Origin of the sequence: Candidatus Tisiphia endosymbiont of Dascillus cervinus (assembly GCF_964026405.1) — a bacterium.
Taxonomy (GTDB): domain Bacteria; phylum Pseudomonadota; class Alphaproteobacteria; order Rickettsiales; family Rickettsiaceae; genus Tisiphia.
The window spans coordinates 1,205,593-1,227,257 of the sequence record NZ_OZ032146.1 but is presented as its reverse complement, the minus strand read 5'-3'; the positions used below and the strand labels follow the sequence as shown (position 1 = coordinate 1,227,257).

The 21,665-nt window shown below is 33.2% G+C and carries 22 protein-coding genes and 1 pseudogene; 16 read left to right on the top strand and 7 right to left on the bottom strand.

All coding sequences use genetic code 11. From position 1 onward, the window contains the following. Positions 1–35 precede the first annotated feature (35 nt). The 7 genes from AAGD19_RS06010 to rsmD all read left to right on the top strand — a co-directional run bounded on the left by AAGD19_RS06010 (position 36) and on the right by rsmD (position 4,092). Complete coding sequence (locus tag AAGD19_RS06010; RefSeq protein WP_341747557.1) at positions 36–896, top strand: DUF1189 family protein; 861 nt, start codon at positions 36–38, stop codon at positions 894–896. Positions 897–1,004: 108 nt separating this feature from the next. Further along, complete coding sequence (locus AAGD19_RS06005; protein WP_341747556.1) at positions 1,005–1,241, top strand: AbrB/MazE/SpoVT family DNA-binding domain-containing protein; 237 nt, start codon at positions 1,005–1,007, stop codon at positions 1,239–1,241. Then, positions 1,235–1,564, top strand: a complete 330-nt coding sequence (locus AAGD19_RS06000) for a type II toxin-antitoxin system PemK/MazF family toxin (RefSeq protein WP_341747555.1) — start codon at positions 1,235–1,237, stop codon at positions 1,562–1,564. The genes AAGD19_RS06005 and AAGD19_RS06000 overlap by 7 nt, the downstream gene beginning before the upstream one ends. 487 nt (positions 1,565–2,051) lie before the next feature. Next, the gene (locus AAGD19_RS05995; protein ID WP_341747554.1) at positions 2,052–2,549 is read left to right on the top strand and encodes a pentapeptide repeat-containing protein; all 498 of its coding nucleotides are present in this window, start codon (positions 2,052–2,054) and stop codon (positions 2,547–2,549) included. Next, a complete protein-coding gene (locus AAGD19_RS05990; protein WP_341747553.1) occupies positions 2,539–2,661 on the top strand; it encodes a hypothetical protein in 123 nt (40 codons plus the stop codon). Before AAGD19_RS05995 ends, AAGD19_RS05990 begins: the two co-directional genes overlap by 11 nt. 172 nt (positions 2,662–2,833) lie before the next feature. Further along, complete coding sequence (locus AAGD19_RS05985) at positions 2,834–3,532, top strand: pseudouridine synthase (protein ID WP_341747552.1); 699 nt, start codon at positions 2,834–2,836, stop codon at positions 3,530–3,532. Next, complete coding sequence (rsmD, locus tag AAGD19_RS05980) at positions 3,529–4,092, top strand: 16S rRNA (guanine(966)-N(2))-methyltransferase RsmD (protein WP_341747551.1); 564 nt, start codon at positions 3,529–3,531, stop codon at positions 4,090–4,092. The genes AAGD19_RS05985 and rsmD overlap by 4 nt, the downstream gene beginning before the upstream one ends. A gap of 37 nt (positions 4,093–4,129) precedes the next feature. Here the strand turns inward: rsmD and queA are convergent, their stop codons facing one another. Next, entirely contained in the window at positions 4,130–5,173 is a 1,044-nt protein-coding gene (queA, locus tag AAGD19_RS05975) for a tRNA preQ1(34) S-adenosylmethionine ribosyltransferase-isomerase QueA (protein WP_341747550.1), read from the bottom strand. A gap of 312 nt (positions 5,174–5,485) precedes the next feature. Between queA and AAGD19_RS05970 the strand changes: the two genes are divergently transcribed. Together AAGD19_RS05970 and AAGD19_RS05965 are read left to right on the top strand one after the other, a co-directional pair. After that, on the top strand, positions 5,486–5,743 hold the full coding sequence (locus AAGD19_RS05970; protein WP_341747549.1) for a hypothetical protein: 258 nt from the start codon (positions 5,486–5,488) through the stop codon (positions 5,741–5,743). 12 nt (positions 5,744–5,755) lie between these two features. Continuing rightward, entirely contained in the window at positions 5,756–6,466 is a 711-nt protein-coding gene (locus AAGD19_RS05965) for a hypothetical protein (RefSeq protein WP_341747548.1), read from the top strand. Between the two features lie 37 nt (positions 6,467–6,503). On the opposite strand, the pseudogene AAGD19_RS05960 reads toward AAGD19_RS05965, so the two are convergent. Continuing rightward, positions 6,504–7,343: pseudogene (locus tag AAGD19_RS05960) on the bottom strand (transposase); the annotation flags it as partial. 69 nt (positions 7,344–7,412) lie between these two features. Here AAGD19_RS05960 and AAGD19_RS05955 point away from each other — a divergent pair. Then, positions 7,413–8,195, top strand: a complete 783-nt coding sequence (locus tag AAGD19_RS05955) for an autotransporter outer membrane beta-barrel domain-containing protein (protein ID WP_341747547.1) — start codon at positions 7,413–7,415, stop codon at positions 8,193–8,195. A gap of 35 nt (positions 8,196–8,230) precedes the next feature. Here AAGD19_RS05955 and gyrA read toward each other — a convergent pair whose 3' ends face one another. Both gyrA and AAGD19_RS05945 read right to left on the bottom strand, forming a co-directional pair. Next, positions 8,231–10,870: a DNA topoisomerase (ATP-hydrolyzing) subunit A gene (gene gyrA / locus AAGD19_RS05950; protein ID WP_410520839.1), complete on the bottom strand. Its 2,640-nt coding sequence runs from the start codon at positions 10,868–10,870 to the stop codon at positions 8,231–8,233. Between the two features lie 365 nt (positions 10,871–11,235). Continuing rightward, a complete protein-coding gene (locus AAGD19_RS05945) occupies positions 11,236–11,619 on the bottom strand; it encodes a hypothetical protein (RefSeq protein WP_341747545.1) in 384 nt (127 codons plus the stop codon). A gap of 125 nt (positions 11,620–11,744) precedes the next feature. On the opposite strand from AAGD19_RS05945, the gene AAGD19_RS05940 reads away from it, so the two are divergent. Further along, entirely contained in the window at positions 11,745–12,728 is a 984-nt protein-coding gene (locus tag AAGD19_RS05940; protein WP_341747233.1) for a transposase, read from the top strand. Here AAGD19_RS05940 and AAGD19_RS05935 read toward each other — a convergent pair. Then, positions 12,708–13,031, bottom strand: coding sequence for a hypothetical protein (locus tag AAGD19_RS05935; protein WP_341747544.1), 324 nt, complete (start codon positions 13,029–13,031; stop codon positions 12,708–12,710). The genes AAGD19_RS05940 and AAGD19_RS05935 overlap by 21 nt on opposite strands. A 117-nt stretch (positions 13,032–13,148) precedes the next feature. Here AAGD19_RS05935 and AAGD19_RS05930 point away from each other — a divergent pair, with 117 nt between their 5' ends. The 3 genes from AAGD19_RS05930 (at position 13,149) to dnaJ (ending at position 16,933) form a co-directional block, all read left to right on the top strand. Next, on the top strand, positions 13,149–13,505 hold the full coding sequence (locus AAGD19_RS05930) for a hypothetical protein (RefSeq protein ID WP_341747543.1): 357 nt from the start codon (positions 13,149–13,151) through the stop codon (positions 13,503–13,505). 98 nt (positions 13,506–13,603) lie between these two features. Next, a complete protein-coding gene (gene dnaK, locus AAGD19_RS05925; protein ID WP_341747542.1) occupies positions 13,604–15,493 on the top strand; it encodes a molecular chaperone DnaK in 1,890 nt (629 codons plus the stop codon). A gap of 312 nt (positions 15,494–15,805) precedes the next feature. Then, positions 15,806–16,933: a molecular chaperone DnaJ gene (dnaJ, locus tag AAGD19_RS05920; protein ID WP_341747541.1), complete on the top strand. Its 1,128-nt coding sequence runs from the start codon at positions 15,806–15,808 to the stop codon at positions 16,931–16,933. 36 nt (positions 16,934–16,969) lie between these two features. On the opposite strand, the gene AAGD19_RS05915 is transcribed toward dnaJ, so the two are convergent. Both AAGD19_RS05915 and nusB read right to left on the bottom strand, forming a co-directional pair. Next, complete coding sequence (locus AAGD19_RS05915; RefSeq protein WP_341747540.1) at positions 16,970–17,668, bottom strand: RlmE family RNA methyltransferase; 699 nt, start codon at positions 17,666–17,668, stop codon at positions 16,970–16,972. Next, the gene (gene nusB, locus AAGD19_RS05910; protein WP_341747539.1) at positions 17,658–18,143 is read right to left on the bottom strand and encodes a transcription antitermination factor NusB; all 486 of its coding nucleotides are present in this window, start codon (positions 18,141–18,143) and stop codon (positions 17,658–17,660) included. Before nusB ends, AAGD19_RS05915 begins: the two co-directional genes overlap by 11 nt. A 91-nt stretch (positions 18,144–18,234) precedes the next feature. On the opposite strand from nusB, the gene rseP reads away from it, so the two are divergent. After that, the gene (gene rseP / locus AAGD19_RS05905) at positions 18,235–19,302 is read left to right on the top strand and encodes an RIP metalloprotease RseP (protein ID WP_341748484.1); all 1,068 of its coding nucleotides are present in this window, start codon (positions 18,235–18,237) and stop codon (positions 19,300–19,302) included. An 8-nt stretch (positions 19,303–19,310) separates the two neighbouring features. Continuing rightward, complete coding sequence (bamA, locus tag AAGD19_RS05900; RefSeq protein ID WP_341747538.1) at positions 19,311–21,659, top strand: outer membrane protein assembly factor BamA; 2,349 nt, start codon at positions 19,311–19,313, stop codon at positions 21,657–21,659. The last annotated feature ends 6 nt before the right edge of the window (positions 21,660–21,665 follow it).

The following is a 21,665-nucleotide window of genomic DNA, read 5'->3' as shown; positions in this document are numbered from 1 at the left end:
AAAATTTTTTATGAATCTACATCAAAATAGATATTATGACAACAAAACTATTATCCGTTTTCTCGTGGTTTACTACTTTATTTCATCAATTACGGTTATCAATCAGTTCAATAAATTTTTACCAAGATGTTTATAGATCATATACAGGGTATGGAATTAAATACATATTTACTGTATCTTTTATATCATCATTGATTTTCTGTCTTTTTATATTTAATTATTTGTTAGCTTTGACGGATTATTTTACTGAAAACCGCTCTACAAAAAGCACCACAACTATTGAATATATATTAAAACAGTTACCGGAAATCTATTATGATGGTAGTAAAATTTTAGTTGATCAAGATGAAGCTATATATTTACTCGATGAAAATGGTAATAAAATTGCTGTTATAGACTCAAAGAATCAACTACCTTATAGCGAGAAAATTAAAGTTCCTATCCTCTTTAGTAGCAATAATATAACCCTTACTACGATTGAAATAACTGATAAAAAAAAGAGTGCATTTAGTATTGGATATTCTAAATTATTTACTTCTGATCAAAAAATTCTAACTGAAGAAGTCATTAAAAAGCATTTTTCTGAGATCCTTACACAAGCACCGAAGGTATTTATTTACATTTTAATGCCGATAATGATAGTCTATCGTTTTGTAATGATTTTATTCGAAAAAATCTTTATTATCATATTAGTATATCTGTTAACTAAGTATTTTGGCCCTAAATCCTCTTGGCAAACATGCACTAGGATAGTATTATTTTCAAGTGGAGTGACCATTTTATTACAACCTATTATTGTTATATTTTTACCAGCATTGAGTAGCATGCTATTTTTTATACAGATGTTTGCCTATTTTTTACTCTTTTTGGGGATGTTACAAATACGAAGTAAATAGGGAAGGGGGGCGATATAGCTCCTTGCAATGAATAAAAAGAATTTTTAACTTGCATAATGTAGGTTTATTGTATATACTTGTTTATACAATAACAATATTAATGATATTATGCAAACTCAAATCCAAAAATGGGGAAATAGCTTGGGAATTAGAATTCCTAAACATCTAGCTGATAAGTTACATTTTCAACAAGGTACATTTGTTAATTTAGAAACAGCTGATAACTATTTGATTATCAGTACAGAAACATCAGAATTAGATATATTATTGGATAATATTACAGATTCTAACTGTCATCATGAAATATTAAATGATGACATTGCTGTAGGTAATGAATCGTGGTAACATTCATACCTGAAAGAGGTGATGTAGTTTGGCTTAATTTTGAACCTCAAAAAGGCAAAGAGATTCAAAAAACACGACCAGCGGTAGTTCTTACTCCTTATAAATATAACCTTAAGAGTGGTCTTGCTCTATTTGTACCTATCACTAGTCAAGTTAAGGGCTATCCTTTTGAAGTGATAATAAACTTTGAACAAATAAAGGGAGCAGTATTATGCGATCAAGTACGATCTATGGATTGGAAAGCCTGTACAGCAACTAAAATTCTTACATTAGACAAAATACTCATAAATGTTATATTATCAAAATTAAGACTATTATTGTAGTTATACATTGCTATGAAACAAATATATAAATTTTACTCTCAAAAAGTAAAAGTTGCTTTGAGAATATTGCTTAAAACTATCCTATATGGGATTATAGCCATTAGGCTAATTTATAAACTTCTCTTAGGATCAGTTTCCAGCATTATTCAAGTTTACTCCATTATTTTAAATAAGTTTAATAAGTTTTTTTCTTTTCCACAAGTAGTGTTTTGTAGAAATACGATAATAAAATTCTGGATACTTAGCTTTATATACTGTTGCTTTCGGTAGATATCAATTTTCTGTTCTAGCTTTAGATAATAAGGTAACTAGACTAGTTACCTTATCTGAAGGAAAAAATCCTAAATTTGCTTTCGAAAGAATTCCTTCTTTACAAAAAGAAACTGTTCCTGTTGAACCTATACTCTTTCAACCATTAAGTGTATGGGAATCATTTGATCCAAAATATAATCAAGTGAATATTGAGATTTTCAAGGAGTTAAGATTTTTGATTGCAAATAAAAAGCAAAATTTAAAAGATATAGATCTAAGTAGTATTATTTTATTTGGTACAGGAAAGAATAAATATGATACTGATTTTAGTAAGTCTTATTTTCATAACATAAATTTTTTCAACGCCAATCTCTCATTAAATAATTTCCAAAAAAGTGAGTTTTCTAACGTAAATTTTTGGGGAGCAAAGTTGCTAGGATGTGATTTTGCCCTTTCTAGATTTACTAATGGAACTTATTTAGAATCTGCTGATTTTTCAGGAAGTAATTTGTGTGGAGTAGAATTTACTGATGCTTCTTATAATACTGCAATTTTTAATAATATAAATTTGATAGGAGTTGATTTATCTAAAATGTTAGTTTTTCATAATACTCATCAGTTTAATTTACAGGGGGCATATTATAACTCTAAACCTTTGACGGCAATGAGTGGTTTACAACTGGAACTGATTAATAGAGTAAACTCCTCTTGTTTCTCGATATATGTTTTCTAGAGGATTCCCTGCTACAAAATTTCCCGAAAACTTTAACCCTAAAGAACACGGTATGATTGATATTTTTGAAATCCCTGATGATAAGATAAAAGAATTTTTAGAATCCTATTAGTGCTAGGTTATAAGAACGAACAACCGTCATCGCGAGCCACGAAGTGGCGTGGCGATCCAAATAAACAGCGTGCTGTCGCAACTTTTGGATTGCTTCGTTGCCTAAAGTGGCTTCTCGCAATGACATGTCTAGTAAGTAAAAAATATAGGATGTTTATTTGAGACAGGATAGTATGCAAAGACTAGCAAAAGCGATTAGTACGGCAGGAATATGTTCAAGGCGTGATGCAGAACTGCTTATTAAAAATAATCAAGTAAAAGTAAATGGCGTTATTATTGATTCACCAGCAACCAATGTTGATGAAACTAGTGTTATTGAGGTGTCGGGAAAACTAATAAATCAACAACAGATCCCGCGTTTATGGGTATATTACAAACCTGTTGGACTCATTACTTCGCATAAAGATACAAGTGGTAGAGAAACGGTATTTGCTAGTCTTGCAAAGCTGAATCTGCCTAGAGTAATCTCAATAGGGCGACTGGATATCAATAGTGAAGGGCTATTATTACTAACCAATAATGGTGATTTAGCAAGAAAGTTTGAGCTACCATCAAGTAAAATAGAACGTGTATATAAAGTCAGAGCATATGGTAACCCAAATCTTTTGCTAAAAAATTATAAAAATATAGAAATTGATCAAATACGTTATGATCCTAAATCAATTAAATTAATAAAATCAGGCAGGACAAATTGTTGGTTTGAAGTAGTTTTGACTGAAGGTAAAAATCGTGAAATTAGAAAGATATTTGAATATTTCGGCTTGACTGTTAACCGGTTAATTAGAATTAGCTATGGAGATTTTTTATTAGGTAATTTGCAACCAAATCAGTATAAAGAACAGCCATTCGAAAAATTTAAGAAATTTTTATGATTAGAATTATAGCAGGCAAACATAAAAATCGGATCATACCTACCTTAAAAAACTCTAACTATCGTCCTTCCACAGGGAAAATCCGAGAGGCGATTTTTAGTATACTAACTTCAGGAGAATTCATTGATTGTAGGTTATTTAACAATGAATCTAAAGTTCTCGATTTATTTGCTGGCACGGGTAGTTTAGCTTTTGAGAGCTGTTCTAGAGGTGCTGGAGCAGTTACATTAGTTGATATAAATGCTAATTATTTACAGGTAGCAAAAGAGTTTGCTAGTAAAATAGGTGAGCTGGATAAAATGACTTTCTTAAATATCAATGCAGTAGCTCTACCTTCGGCTTATCACGGCTTTGATTTAATTTTTATTGATCCGCCATACGGTCATAATCTTGTATCGAAGGCAGTTAATGCTTTAAAAAAAGGTCAATGGTTAAAAGATGGTAGCATTATTGTAGTCGAACTTGCTAAAAATGAAGATTTTAGCGATGATTCTTTACAGCTAATTAAAGAAAAAATATACGGTGATAGTAAATTGCTTATTTTTCAAGCTATTCTATAATATATATTATGGAAAATAAAAAGCAAAGTAAAGATAATCAGCAATGCTTTCTATAAAGAAGCATCGCATCACCATAACTAAAAAACCGCATTCTCGTATCTATAGCATATTTGTAGATATCAGTTATTTCCTTATAACCAGCAAAAGCACAAACTAACATGAATAATGTAGATTTTGGCAAATGGAAATTGGTAACTAACATATCAACAATTTGAAATTTAAATCCCGGTCTAATAAAAATGGTTGTTTCAAATTCTCCGTCTTGTATTTGTCCATTAAGAGAATTGGCAATGGCGTTACCTTCTAATGCTCGTAAGCTGGTAGTTCCCACGGCTATTATCCGTCGGTTTTCTTTTTTTGCCTTATTAATCATATTTGCGGTTTTTTTATCTATATGATAATATTCTGAATGCATTTGATGTTGATCAATATCTTCAGTTTTAACTGGTAGGAACGTCCCTGCTCCAACATGCAAAGTAATAAAAGCAGTTTCAATATTTTTTGCTTTAATTAATGCAAGTAATTCATCAGAAAAATGTAGCCCTGCAGTTGGAGAGGCTACTGCTCCAGGTTTTTTACTATAGACTGTTTGATATCTATTATTATCCTCTAGTAAATTTTCGTGCCTCTTTATATAAGGAGGTAGCGGGATTTCACCGTATTTTTCTAAAAATTCAAAAACTGAGAGATTATCTAGAAAAAATTCGACCTCAACCTGCCCCATTACAAGTTTTTTACTTATAATAATCTTATTACAACCAAAATCAAATTGATCTCCTTCATTAAGTCTTTTTGAAGGCTTGGCAAAGCCATGCCAATAATTATCACTTATTGCCTTGTTTAGGTATAATTCGATTTTTTTGCCAGCTTTATTTAGTAGCAATTTGGCTTTAATAACTTTACTATCATTAAATACCATTAAATCACCAGGGCATAGATAGTCAATTATATCATAAAACTTGGTCTGCACTAAGTCTTTGTTTGGTGCTACTGCCAACAAATTAGACTCATCTCGTTTTTTTTCTGGTTTCTGAGCGATTAACTCAGTCGGTAAGGTAAAATCAAAATCAGATAATTTCATTGTACCTCTCATATAAATTTTGGGGCGATTATGTTTTAATATAATCTGCTCGTCAATGATTATTTCACAAATCCCTTGTGTTACTGTAATATTAGCTAGACAATTATAGGTTTCTTTTCTACTATTCTATACCAATTATTATATTTTAACCTATTAAAACAGGTTCTATGTGCTTATCTAAGGTTAAAATACTTATAGCAAAGGTGCTATTTGTAATATCTGCATTAGGGACTGTAATTATTATACCAGTTACCGGTATATGGAACTGGTGATTCATCTAGGCATAAGGCTGTAGAACTTTTTAATACTCCATTGGTTATTGAAAAACGAACATTTGAACAGTTTAAAAAACAGTTGGGTGTTAACCGACCCAATTCTTACCTAACTAATGTGGCTAATTTTTTTAACCGTAAAAAAACACAAGGGCAAAATGAATTCCCACTAGAAGAGTGGAATGTTGAATTTATTTCCTCTGAATTTTATGATGATATAGCTCCTGATGAACCTTATGTGGATATAGAAAAAACAAAAAAAATCAGGAGGATACAACCGATGGACAACAACCAATAGTGCCAGTAGCTAATGTACCACAAACAAGCAGGATTAGAAGGAGTTGGAGTAGGACATAATCCTGCCCCACTTCTATTTCCTAATAATGGAGTACCACCAGCAAGGGAAGATAGAGCTGCTGGAGTAGCACCGCCAGTAGGAGGAGCAGCAGCACTACCAGCAGGAGAAGGAGCAGCACCGCCAGTAGGAGGAGAAGCAGCACCGCCAGTAGGAGGAGAAGCAGCACCGCCAGCAGGAGGAGAAGCAGCACCACCAGCAGGAGAAGGAGCAGCACTACCAGCAGAAGCTATAGTGCCACAAGAAAAAGTTGAACAGATAGCAAGGGAAACAGTGGTATTAGCGGTAGAATTATTACAAAAACAAAAAGAAACAGTAAGAAATATTGCCTTAGCACTGAATGAAATAATTCTCTTGTCTCATGAATTCGCAAACTCATCTATTGATTTAAGATTAAGCGATTTAAGACATCTAAACAATCTTTCTCCTCCCGCTGCTGATGATGAAGATGATATTGTTCCTAAAAATGTGTGGGTTAGTGGTACGATAGGTATAACCAAATATACAAAACTTACGCTATGTAAGGTTCTAAATAGCGTAAAGAGGGTGAACGTAACTGCTGTTGCATATAATGATCTAAAAGCCCTAACTTTATTTGATAAACCGTCTTACCTATTTTGTGTGCAGTTCTTTTTAGAAAAGCCCACACTAAAAATGCACAACTAATGTGATTACGCTGGATGCGTTGTTTTCTGCATTGGCATCGTTCTATACCGGTAAGTTGCTTGATTTCTCTATGCATGCTCTCAATTACCCAACGAAAGCCACACTCATCTTGTACGGCTTTAGAAGATTTTTGAGTTTTGTTATTGGTAACAATATAATCAACTCTGTTGGTAGAAACAGTAAGTTTAAACAAATTAACATGCTTATCTTTTGCAAAGCCCTTTATATGAATCTCCACTCCGCTCTTAATTTCCTCATCTGAAAACGTTAACTTGCTAACAGCTTTATAAGGCTTAGAAGAGGAAGTTTTAGTAACGTTTCTATTTGCTTTAATAGGAGCATAATAATATTTACCCAAGGAATCAACATGTTGCATAATTTTATGCGTAGCATACCATGTGTCAAAAAGCACAGTTTGAAAAGGAATCTTTTTGCTATACACAGCATTATTTAACATATTTAATAGGTGTTCTACTTTTGTCGCTCCATCATGTTCGGGCGAAAAAATTCGGTAATCTATTACCCAAAACTTATTAATATCCGGATTATAATATACCAAACTTACTACTCCTATACCAGTAGTAATACCACCTGTAGCCCCACTGTACTGTGATCTAGCAATTTCTATTTTCTTGGTATTTCTTTTATTTAACACCGTATCATCAAATATTGTATATCCGTTAGGCGATAAAATAACATCATCCTTAATATGTTCCCATAACAAAGAAGGTGTATATTTTTCATTTTTTAAAAATCTATTAATAACATCATGGCTACATTTTTTGGCATGTTCAGCATAGTAGGTCAAACTATAATTCTTTTGACTCACTATTAGAAATTGACAGTAATCTGTCCTATTAACTGGTATTGCTTGCAATTTTATCCTCTTGGCATTTGTAAATTATACTCAACATAATGCACCATTTTTTTTCTCATAGCGTAAGTTTTGTATAATGGGAAATACTTGTTAAGTAGCTATATTGGTAGAACTAGTGCTGCAACTATTGGAGGCGATTTAGAATTATCTAATGGCAGCATTATTGGAGGAGCTTATAATTATGTTCTCTCTAATTTTGAATACAAGAATAGTACTGAGAAATTTACTGCCCACACCCACGTAATATTTATGTATGGTCAAACTAACTTGTCTAAGAAACTAATATTACAAGGATTCCTTTCCCTTGCTTCGGGTAATGTTTCTGCAAAATTACCAGTACAAAACCAGCTAGATAAAGCTAAATTTGCTAATAGCTCATATAGTAGCAAGCTAGTAGTTGCTTACAAATCAAAGGTTGGGAAAGCTTTAATTATCCCCCATATTGGGCTTAAATATGGGGGGCAGGATATTGCTGGATATGGGGCAAGCTTTGAAAGACAAAGTCTATCGGTAGCTACTAACAGCCGAAGATCTTCGGGGCTTATAGGATTTGAAGTAATTATGCTAATGAAGATTAGTGATACTACCCAAGTGATTCCTGGATTGCATATGGAAGTCGAAAAGTTTTTGCATAATAAGCAGCAAAAGCTTCATATGCAGGTCATGTCAGACCCAAGCAGTAAAGAGGAAATATTGCTGCTTGAAAAACCTGCTAAATACAACTACAAAATTGGCGGAACTATCACTATAAAACGTGGATTAACAGAAATCATGGCAGTATATAACTATTTAGCGTCTAATAATAAATATTCAAACCATCAAGGTTCACTTAAATTAAAATTATCGTTTTAGGCTCAACTATTAAACCAAACTCAGATTATATATTATCATTCGAGTATATCCACATCCACCTCTTCCTCAGGGCTATCAGCAATCAATGCGGTAGAAACTACTTTTTCTCCTTGTTCGGTTTTGAATAATATTACACCACTAGTATTACGACCAGTTATACGTACAGATTCAAGTTTACACCTAATTAGTTTGCCATTATTAGTAATTAACATCAACTCATCAGACATATCAACCGGCATTACTCCAACAACTAATCCAGTTTTATCAGACACATCCATATTAACAATACCACTACCACCACGGTTAGTAATCCTATATTCGTATGCGGAACTTCTTTTTCCAAAACCATTTTCACTAACGGTAAGAATAAATTCTTCTGAAATAGCCATTTCTAAAATCTGTTCTTTATTTAACTGTACACCAAATTCTTCCTGAGTGAATTCCTTGCCATCAGCGATTAACAACCTATTTTCTATAGGAATTGATAAATAGGCTTCCCTTTCCTCCATTGTACATGCTATGCCTTTTAATATTGTCATAGAGATAACGTAGTCACTAGCAGCAATCCTCATACCTCTTACACCATCAGAAGTACGGCTTTTAAATACCCTAACTGAACTAGCTGGGAATCTTATAGCTTTACCAGCTTTGGTTGCCAGTAAAACATGGTCTTCATCCTTACAAACTTTAACATCTATTAAATGGTCATTATCATCAAGCCTAATAGCAATTTTACCATTTGATTGAATACGTTTAAAGTCTGATAAATCATTCCTTCTAATGTTACCTTTGCTTGTAGCAAAAATAATATTCAAATTATCCCACTCATCCTGATTTTCAGGCAATGGCATAATATTATTTATACGTTCTCCTTCTTTTAAAGGTAAAATGTTGACTATTGGTCTTCCTTTACTCTGAGGATTACCAAGTGGCAGTTTATATAATTTTAAGCTGTATACCTGCCCGGTATTTGAGAAAAACAACATCGGTGTGTGAGTACTACCAACAAATATTTGAGTGGTAATATCTTCGTCTCTCATTGACAGCCCTGCCCTTCCCTTTCCTCCTCGTTTCTGTGCTCTATAGGTGGCAAGAGGTACACGTTTAATATAACCGCCCAATGTCACGGTCACAACCATTTCTTCTCTTTGGATAAGATCCTCAATATCTTGATCAAAGTCACCTAATTCAATGCTAGTAAGGCGGGGAGTAGCGAATTCATCTTTGATTCTAATTAACTCATTTTTTAGGATATCTAGAAGTTTCTCACGTGATGCTAGAATGTCAGTATAACCGCTAATCTCCGTAGCTAGTTCTGCAAGATCATTTTCTAATTTATTTTTCTCCATAGCAGTTAAACGTTGCAATCGCATTTCAAGAATTGCTTTTGTTTGTGTTTCAGTAAAATAACATTTACCATCATCTGCTATCATTGCTCTATCATCAACAAGTTTTACTAGATCTATTATAGATGACGCATCCCAAGTTCTTTGCATTAGTTGCTCTTTAGCACTTGCCGGATCATTTGAAGATTTAATTATTCTAATAACCTCATCAATACTACTAACAGCAATCATTAGTCCCAATAAAATATGTGCCTTATCACGAGCCTTATTTAACAAATATATCGTCCTGCGAGTTATTACTATTTCTCTAAAATTGACAAAAGCAGCTATCACTTCTTTTAAGTTCATAACTTCGGGTAGCCCATCTCTTAGAGCTAACATAATTACACCAAAACTAGTTTGCAGCTGAGTATAGGAATATATTTGATTTAGCACCACTTCTGCTACAACATCTTTCTTTATTTCAATTACTACTCGAATACCATCTTTATTTGATTCATCTCTAAGATCACTGATACCTTCAATACGTTTTTCCTTGACCAGTTCGGCAATTTTCTCAACCAATTTAGCTTTATTAACCATATATGGTATTTCTGTAATAATAATAGCCTGCCTATTATTAGATATCTCTTCAATTTCGCTGCGCCCTCTAGTTAGAATACTACCCCTACCTGTTAAATAAGCTGACCTAATACCGCTTGTACCAAGTACGATACAAGCAGTAGGAAAGTCAGGTCCTTTAACTACTGACATAAGTTCTAATATTTCTACATCATTATTATCAACATATAGGCAACAAGCATCTATTATTTCTCCAAGATTATGAGGTGGAATATTGGTAGCCATGCCAACAGCAATACCATTAGTTCCGTTCACCAAGAGATTGGGAAACATTGATGGTAGTACCAATGGTTCTTTTTCAGAACCATCATAATTTGGCGTAAAATCAATGGTTTCTTTATCAATATCTTCAAGCAATGTATGAGCAACTTTAGCAAGTCTTGACTCTGTATACCTCATAGCAGCGGCAGCATCACCATCTCTTGAACCAAAATTACCCTGCCCATCAACGAGCGGTAATCTTAAAGAGAAATCCTGTGCCATTCTCACTAATGAGTCATAAATTGCAGCGTCGCCATGCGGATGGTATTTACCCATCACATCACCGACAGTTCTTGCTGACTTACGATAAGGTTTGTTAAAGTAATTAGATGCTTCATACATTGCATAAAGGATTCTGCGATGCACTGGCTTCAGACCATCACGTACATCTGGAATGGCTCTACTGACGATTACACTCATAGCATAATCTAAGTAAGAGCCTTTCATCTCATCTTCAATGCTAATAGATATTAAGTTTTGACGATCTAAATTAGTCACAGTTAGAACCTACATTTATTAAAGTAATATTAGAATAGTTTAAGTATATTACATATTCAGAAAAAAATCTATTGCTGAATGAGCGTAGACTAGCTGGAAAAGCTATTTTTTTCCAAGTGTAGCTATAACCCGAAGAACAGATTCCCCAGTTGAGGAAAAAAAAGGAATTAAATAGATAGGGTCAAGTTTAAAAGCTCGAGACGTCATTGCGAGGAGCTGCGATGCAGCGACGAAGCAATCCATTTTTAATCACTTTTATGGATTGCTTAGTCGGCTCATGCCTCCTCGCAATGACGCCATTTTACTATGGTTAGCTATACATAACATCTTTTTTTAGATTGCCTGAATTTCAAATAAATCGGCAGGCTAAATAATGTTAAAATTCTTATAACATAATAATAACGGTAATCACATGCCATGGTAGCAAAAAATAGTACTATTGAAAAAACAATAGATATTGCTACGATATATGCCAAAATAACTTTCTCGGGACTATTAGATTGTTTATTTGTTAGAATAGATATTAAATACACAAATATTAATATAAAACTAATAAGATTTATTGTTAAAATCTTTGGATATAATTTTAAATATTTAATTGTCCAATTTTTTAAGTAATTCTTTTTAATATCCATACCATGTTTTTGAGCTTCGTTAAGTTCAATAAAGGCGTAATGATGGAATCCCCAGTTTTTCATTAACCAAAACTTACGCTATGAGAAAAAAAAATGGTACATTATGTTGAGTATAATTTACAAATGCCAAGAGGATAAAATTGCAAGCAATACCAGTTAATAGGACAGATTACTGTCAATTTCTAATAGTGAGTCAAAAGAATTATAGTTTGACCTACTATGCTGAACATGCCAAAAAATGTAGCCATGATGTTATTAATAGATTTTTAAAAAATGAAAAATATACACCTTCTTTGTTATGGGAACATATTAAGGATGATGTTATTTTATCGCCTAACGGATATACAATATTTGATGATACGGTGTTAAATAAAAGAAATACCAAGAAAATAGAAATTGCTAGATCACAGTACAGTGGGGCTACAGGTGGTATTACTACTGGTATAGGAGTAGTAAGTTTGGTATATTATAATCCGGATATTAATAAGTTTTGGGTAATAGATTACCGAATTTTTTCGCCCGAACATGATGGAGCGACAAAAGTAGAACACCTATTAAATATGTTAAATAATGCTGTGTATAGCAAAAAGATTCCTTTTCAAACTGTGCTTTTTGACACATGGTATGCTACGCATAAAATTATGCAACATGTTGATTCCTTGGGTAAATATTATTATGCTCCTATTAAAGCAAATAGAAACGTTACTAAAACTTCCTCTTCTAAGCCTTATAAAGCTGTTAGCAAGTTAACGTTTTCAGATGAGGAAATTAAGAGCGGAGTGGAGATTCATATAAAGGGCTTTGCAAAAGATAAGCATGTTAATTTGTTTAAACTTACTGTTTCTACCAACAGAGTTGATTATATTGTTACCAATAACAAAACTCAAAAATCTTCTAAAGCCGTACAAGATGAGTGTGGCTTTCGTTGGGTAATTGAGAGCATGCATAGAGAAATCAAGCAACTTACCGGTATAGAACGATGCCAATGCAGAAAACAACGCATCCAGCGTAATCACATTAGTTGTGCATTTTTAGTGTGGGCTTTTCTAAAAAGAACTGCACACAAAATAGGTAAGACGGTTTATCAAATAAAGTTAGGGCTTTTAGATCATTATATGCAACAGCAGTTACGTTCACCCTCTTTACGCTATTTAGAACCTTACATAGCGTAAGTTTTGATTAATATCCGGATTATAATATACCAAACTTACTACTCCTATACCAGTAGTAATACCACCTGTAGCCCCACTGTACTGTGATCTAGCAATTTCTATTTTCTTGGTATTTCTTTTATTTAACACCGTATCATCAAATATTGTATATCCGTTAGGCGATAAAATAACATCATCCTTAATATGTTCCCATAACAAAGAAGGTGTATATTTTTCATTTTTTAAAAATCTATTAATAACATCATGGCTACATTTTTTGGCATGTTCAGCATAGTAGGTCAAACTATAATTCTTTTGACTCACTATTAGAAATTGACAGTAATCTGTCCTATTAACTGGTATTGCTTGCAATTTTATCCTCTTGGCATTTGTAAATTATACTCAACATAATGTACCATTTTTTTTCTCATAGCGTAAGTTTTGGCTATTACAATACAACAATCTCGAATGATATATGATTGTAAGAGTGCTGTTAATCGCCTAGAGCTAAAAAATATTTATGGCAAGTCTTGGGATAAGTTAAAACCTAACGAGATGTCGATGATTGAGGATATGTATTGGAATGGTGGTAATAAGCTAGTAGGTAAATATACCAAGTTTTTTAAACATATGATCCTTTATACTGAAAGTTCTAGATTAAAATATCTTATACAAGGATTAATCAAGGTAAGAGAAAATTCTAATAAAGAGAGAATTAGGGGTATTCAAAATCGTAGAAATGTACAAAGTGAAATAGGTGACTCGTCCAAATGTTCTGCTCCGGCGATAAGGACATGATATAACTTTTTTTCACAGCTACCTCTTGTAAAATAAACGAGAAGACATTATATCAAAACTTATCAAGTTGATTTATTAAATTGGGATTAGGAGTGTATATGGCAAAGATCATAGGTATAGATTTAGGAACAACAAATTCTTGCGTCGCGGTAATGGAAGGAAAAGAACCAAGAGTTATAGCAAATGCTGAAGGAGTTAGGACTACTCCTTCAATGGTAGGATTTGGTAATGACGGTGAAAAATTAATTGGCGATCCAGCAAAACGTCAAGCTGTAACCAATCCACAAAATACTTTATATGGTATTAAAAGATTGATAGGTAGAGGTTTCTCTGATCCTATGGTAAAAAAAGACCAAGATCTTGTACCATACAAGATAGTAAAAGCTGCTAATAACGATGCTTGGGTTGAAGTTAAAGGAGAAAAATATTCTCCTAGTCAGATTAGTGCTTATATTCTACAGAAAATGAAAGAAACAGCCGAGAATTATCTTGGTGAGAAGGTAACACAAGCAGTCATTACTGTACCGGCATATTTTAATGATGCACAACGTCAAGCAACCAAAGATGCTGGTAAAATTGCTGGTTTGGAAGTATTAAGGATAATCAATGAACCAACAGCAGCCGCTTTAGCATATGGTTTCGATAAAGCTGAGAGCAAAATAATTGCAGTTTATGATCTTGGTGGTGGTACGTTCGATGTATCAATTTTAGAGATAGGTAACGGTGTATTTGAAGTTAAATCTACCAACGGCAATACTTTCCTTGGTGGCGAAGATTTTGATTCTAGAATTCTAGATTATTTAATTGATGAATTTAAGAAAGAAAGTGGTATAGATTTACGCAAAGATCCTTTAGCTTTGCAACGTCTGAAAGAAGCTGCTGAAAAAGCTAAAAAAGAATTATCATCTGTACCTCAAACTGATGTTAATTTGCCATATATTACGGCTGATAGCTCAGGTCCTAAGCATTTAAATATAAAATTTACTAGGGCGAAATTAGAATCCTTAGTGGCAACGTTAATTGATGATACAATAGAACCATGTAAGAAAGCTTTAAAAGATGCTGGGCTAAAAGCTTCGGATATTCAAGAAGTAGTACTTGTTGGTGGTATGACTAGAATGCCAAAAGTTATTGAGAAAGTAAAGGAATTCTTTGGTCGTGAACCACATAGAGGAGTTAACCCTGATGAAGTCGTGGCTCTAGGTGCTGCTATTCAAGGCGGGGTATTAAATAAAGAAGTTACTGATATATTATTGCTAGATGTCACCCCTTTATCTTTAGGTATTGAAACTCTTGGTGGGGTATTTACTAGGCTGATTGATCGTAATACTACTATACCGACTAAAAAGAGTCAGGTATTCTCTACTGCTGATGATAACCAGCATGCTGTAACGATTAGGGTATTCCAAGGTGAACGGGAAATGGCATCTGATAATAAGATACTTGGCCAATTTAATCTTGATGGCATTCCGCCTGCACCACGAGGATTACCGCAAATTGAAGTAACTTTTGATATAGACGTTAATGGTATAGTTCATGTTTCTGCCAAGGATAAAGCTAGTGGTAAGGAACAAAAAGTAACTATTCAAGCTTCTGGAGGTCTTAGTGATACAGAAATTGAACAAATGGTAAAAGATGCAGAAAAAAACGCTGAGGATGATAAAAAGCGTCGTGAATTAATTGAGGCTAGAAATAGTGCTGATAGCTTAATTTATTCAACTGAAAAAACTCTAAAAGAACACGATAGTAAAATATCAGCTAGTGATAAACAAGAAGTAGAAAATAGCATAACAGAGTTAAAAGCAGCTTTAGAGTCTGATAATCTTGAGCAAATTAAAGCAAAAACTGATGCTCTTATGGCTAGTAGTATGAAAATAGGAGAAGCTATGTATAAATCTCCGTCAGGTGACGATAATAATGCGGAATCTGAAGCAAGTAATGACGATAAAGTAGTTGATGCTAATTACGAGGATGTAAGCAATAAGTAATTACTAATGAATGTAGATTGCTTCGTCGCCGCTAAAGTGGCTCCTCGCAATGATGATGGATGAAAATACTTCCGTCATTGCAAGACCACATGAGTGTAGTGGCAACCATAGTACCCTACATTTTTCTATAATCGTCATTGCAAGGCTCTTTAGATGCCGTGGTGATCCAGGTAAACAGCGAAGCTGTTTTTTTAGAGTAAAGCTTCGTGTACCCTGGATTGCCGCGTAGCCGCTTTCAGCGACTCCTCGCAATGACGAGTAACGCTATTCGAGTTAGCTAAAAGTAAAATTTAAAATAAGATATACTTAATTATGTCGACAAAAGATTATTACCAAATACTTGGGGTTAGTAAAACTGCTACCCAGGAAGAGCTAAAAAAAGCTTATCATAAATTGGCGATGCAATATCATCCTGACCGTAATACACAGGATAAACAAGCAGAAAAAAAGTTCAAGGAAATAAGCAGTGCTTATGACATCCTAAAAGATGAACAAAAAAGAGCTGCCTATGATCGTTTTGGACATGATGCCTTTCAGAATTCAGGTGCAGCATCGTCAGCTGGAAGACATAACAATAGTGGACCTGATATAAATGATATATTTGGTGAGTTTTTTAATGATTTTATGGGCAGCGGGACAAGAAGACAACGACCATCAACTACTATTAGAGGTTCAGATCTAAAATATGATATCACAGTTACTTTGCAAGAAGCATTTCGTGGTATCGACAAAAATATTAGTTTTACCAGTGAAGTAAAATGCCAAACATGTAACGGCAACGGGTCAGAAAGTAATGCCGGAATGACCAAATGTGACGCTTGTGCAGGACAAGGGGTTACCAGAAGACAACAAGGCTTCTTTACATTAGAACAAACTTGTGCAAAATGCCAAGGTGCAGGACAAATAATTAAAAATCCATGCAAAAAATGTCATGGTCAGGGGCGTTACTCACAACATAGAAATTTATTAGTAAATATTCCAGCTGGTATTGAAGAAGGTACTAGAATAAGGCTTACTGGTGAAGGAGATGCCGGAGTGCGAGGAGGAAATAACGGGGATTTGTATATTTTTGTTACTATTAAACCGCATGACCTCTATAAAGTTGATGGAATTAATTTGCATTGCAGACTACCAATTAGCTTCATTAAAGCTGTTTTAGGTGGAGAAGTAGAAGTCCCAGATATAGAAGGTGGTAAGGTAAAATTACAAATACCCGCTGGCACACAAAATGGCGAACAACTTAGGTTAAAAGGCAAAGGTATGTCTAAGGTTAGATCAAGCATTAGAGGTGATATGTTTGCTCACATACATATTGAGATACCAAAGAATCTTACTAAAAAACAAAAAGAATTACTAGAATTGCTGGATAAAGAATTTACAAGCGACAAAGATGAGGATGATGCTAGTTTTTTTAATAAAATGAAAAACTTATGGTCATGAAATTTTATCCATTTTACTCGATAATCAAGTTTTTCCTTAACTGTCTTCAGATTTCTTATTTAAAGCAATTAAATAAACCTCTACTGACTCTTTACGACTAGAAGATGGTTTAAAATGCTTGACCTTATGAAAATTAAGTTTAACTCTGTTTAGCACATTATTCTCCGTACCACCTCGAAAAATTTTAGCAATAAAATGCCCACCCGGTCTTAAAATTTTTAAGGCAAAGTCAATCGCATGCTCACATAAGTCAAGAGTCCGAATATGGTCAGTTGTTGCATGACCCGTCGTGTTCGCAGCCATATCACTCATTACCACATCAGCACTACCATCGAGCATCTTTATAATAATCTCTTTTGTATCTTCAGCATAAAAGTCTTTTTGCAAACAATGTACACCAATAATTGGTTCGATGTCAAGTAAATCAACTGCAATTATCACGCTATTATTACCACGTGACTCATCAGATTTAATAATTCTGCTAGCTACTTGACTCCATCCACCTGGTGCAGCACCTAAATCGACTAATTTCATCCCTGGTTTTAACAGATTAAATTTTTCATGGATTTCCAGCAACTTATAAGCTGACCTAGATCTATAACCATCAAGCTTTGCTTTAGAAACATATGGATCATTTAATTGGTGCGTGAGCCACTGTTTTGACGAATTTTTACGCTTTTTTGTAGTTTTAATGGCAACAAATTTACCTCTAAACCCTAATATATTAGATGTCATGACACATGATCTCGCTAGATTTTTTAGCAATTCTATCCAATACAGAATTAACAAAACCAACCTCATTTTCATTCAACATATCACTTGTAATGTCGGTGAATTCATTAATTACCACTTTACTTGGAACATTTGGAAGAAATTGTAATTCACAAATTGCCACACGCAAAAGAGCAAGAAGCAGAACAGGTAAGCTAGTAATTTGCCATTCCGATGTCAAATGCCTTGATATCATCTTATCAATTTGAGGTAAATTTACAACTACAGACTTTACTAACAATTCAAAATAACTTATACTTAACTTCACTTTTATTGGTTTGTTTAAATTATTAGCTACTCGCTCACTTTGATAGAATTGAATCATTTGCTGTATGACTATATCTATGTTTTGATCAGGACTCTCCGGTTTATACTGATAAATTGCCTGCACCGCAGCAATACGTGCTATCGTTTTGGTACTAATTTTGGTTGAGGTCATAAAAACTTTGATGTATTGGTAACATATTTAATCTATTAGCTATAGCAAAAAAGCATAACTTAGTAAACCTATTTAAAAAATAATGAGTTGTATGTTATCAATATTCGGATTTATTCTAACAATCAGCTTATTAGTCTTTATTCATGAGTTTGGGCATTATTACATAGCTAAAATATTTGGAGTAAAGGTTGAGGAATTCTCGATAGGTTTTGGTAAGGAACTCTTCTCTAAAATAGACAAAGATGGCGTAAAATGGAAAATTTGCACCCTACCCTTCGGTGGTTACGTTAAAATTTATGGATTTGACCCTGCAATACTTAAAGATGTACAGGGTAATAGACCTATAGCTTTTCTTAGCAAGCCTCTTTGGGTTCAATTCTTAATTATAGCTGCTGGACCTATAGCTAATTACTTGTTAGCCATTCTCATATTCACAACTATTTATTTTTCTCATGGTCAAGTAGAAATACCTCCTATAATTGGTGAAGTGGTGGCTAATTCACCCGCTGAATTAGCTGGGCTTATGGAAAATGATAAAGTTATTATGATTGGCACTAATAAAATCGATAGTTTTGCCGATTTACAGAAAAATATATTCATGAGGGGGACTAAACCCATCAATCTTTTAGTTGAAAGGCATGATGAGATTATTGATATTGTTATAACTCCAAAAGAGATTAGTCAAAAACTGGATAATCAACCTGAGATAAAAAGACCTTATATAGGAGTTATTGCTAAGAATGAACCTATTTACATTAAAATGAATATTTTCCAAAGTATATATCAAGGTTCTGTAGATGTTGTTTATATCTCAGGTTTAATTTTAAGACACTTTGGACAAATGCTAATGGGAACAAGATCGTTAAATGAAATTGGTGGACCAATTACCATTGCCAAGGAATCAGGAAAATCTTTAGAACAAGGGGTAGCAAATTTTGCCCTATTTGTTGCCATGATATCAATTAATCTAGGTCTACTTAATTTGCTACCGATTCCAGTTCTAGATGGTGGACATTTAGTATTTATAATATATCAAATAATTTTTAGAAAAACACTTAGTGGAGCAATAAAAAATGCTATACTAAGATTAGGTATGGGGATAATTATTTTTCTTATTGTAATTTCCTTGTCAAATGATATAAAAAACTTAGTATTTTAAATTTCAGTATGACTTATAAAACCAAACAAAAGAAGGTTCTTGTGAAAACAAACTTCAAATCAACTATTAAACTAGCTATTTTGGCAACAACTGTTTTATATAATACATCAGCTTTATCGGCTGAGTATATTAAAAAAATAACTATTCAAGGTAATAAAATAATCGAAAAATCGACTATTGAAAATTACTTAAAGCTTCAAGTAGGAGAAGAATATAATACATCCAAAGGAGATGAAGCAATCAAAAACCTTTACTCAACGTCTTTGTTTGACAATATAAGTATTACACTAGTCAATGGTGGTAATTTGATAGTTACTGTATCAGAAACTCCGTTTATTACTAAAGTAGTGTTTACAGGTAATTCTAAAATCAAAACATCCTCATTATCAAAAGAATTGCTTACCATGTCTGGTGAATCAATGAGTCCAGCTAAAATCCAACTAGATGTGGAAAAAATTAAAGAGATATACAAACGTTCAGGTCGTTTTTCTACAACCGTAACGCCAAAAATTGAGAGACTTGAGAATGACAGAGTAAAAGTTACTTTTGATATTGCAGAAGGACCTAAAACAACTGTTAAAAAAATCTATTTCAGTGGAAATAATAATTACCGTAGTACAGAACTACAATCTGTTATCCTAACAAAACAGTCAAAATGGTTTAACTTTTTAGAAACAAATGATACCTACGATCCAGACCGCCTAGAGTATGATAAAGAATTGTTAAAGGAATTCTATCAGTCAGTAGGATTTGCCGATTTTCGTGTTATTTCTGTTACAGCAGAACTCAATCCAACCAAAGAATATTTTACCATTACTTACTCTATTGAAGAAGGGGCAAAATATAATTTTGGCAACATTACTATTGACAATAAATTACCTAATATTGATATAAATGAAATTAAAAAATATATTAATGTTAAGTCGGGTGATACATTTAATATTAATAGTTTAAATAAAATAGCAAATAAAATCTCTTCACATTTTGCAAGTAAAGGTTATCCAGGAATTAATGTTTACCCTGATATAAGTAGTAAAAATCCTGATAATACTGCCGATATTAAATTTGTTATAGATAAGGCAGAAAAAGTATTTATTAATCAAATTAATATTACAAATAATCTAAAAACTGAAGATAAAGTTATTAGACGAGAATTTAAAATTTCTGAAGGAGATATATTTAACCGTTCTTATATAGAAAAAGGTCATCAGAATCTACGCAATTTGGATTATTTTGAAAAAGTACTTATTAACGTTACACCAACAACACGAAAAGACAAATATGATATTAATATTGCCGTTGAGGAAAAATCAACATCTTCAATTAGTTTTGATGCTGGCTATAACACAGCGGGAGGACCATTTGGACGTATATCATTTTTGGAACGTAATTTAATTGGTACTGGAAAAGTGTTAAATGCTGGAGTACAAGTAGGAAAAAAGAGTATTAGTTACTATGGTGGCATAACCGAACCTCATTTTCTTGATAAAGATGTATCGCTAGGTTTTAATGTTTTCAATAATTATAGCGGTCGTGGGACTTCATTTCTTTCACAAGGAGATCAAAATTATACGTTAAAATCTATAGGACTCAAACCTTCTCTTGGTTATGATATTGCGGAAGACTTAAGTCATGAAATTGACTATACTCTTAAGAGAGATGTATTAAGCTCTCCAGGCAATTCAAGTTCTATATTCTTAACTGAACAGATGGGAAAATTCATCACATCAGCCATCGGACATACTATCACTTATGCTCAGCTTGATAGTAGTATTATTCCTAAAAATGGTTATGTTATTAGCGGCACTCAGGAATTTGCTGGTGTTGGGGGTAATAATAAATATTTAAAACATGAACTAGACGGTAAATATTTTAAATCTTTTATCAATAATAAATTCACTTTAAAACTTTCAAGTAGTGTCGGTGATATTATGGGTGTAGGAGGTAAAACTGTAAGAATTTCTGATCGGTTTAATTTGGGTGATTATAGCCTTAGAGGATTTGCTTCTAGTGGAATAGGTCCTAGAGAAAAAACAACAAATGAAGGTCTTGGCGGAGAAAAATATTATACATTTTCAACAGAACTCAACTTTCCAACTGGTTTACCAGAAGATTTTAATTTAACGGGAGCTGTTTTTATGGATGCTGGTAGTCTTTGGGGTGTAGGATTAAATTCTAAAAGTATTTATAAATCTGATAGTTTTTATAATGATAAGTCACTTCGTGCTTCTGTTGGGGTGGGTTTTATATGGGTTACTCGCTTTGCCCCTATCAGAATGGATTGGGCTTGGTCAATTAAAAAGAGACCTTATGATGAAAAGCAACTTTTCCATCTAAAGTTTTCTACACATTTTTAATATTGT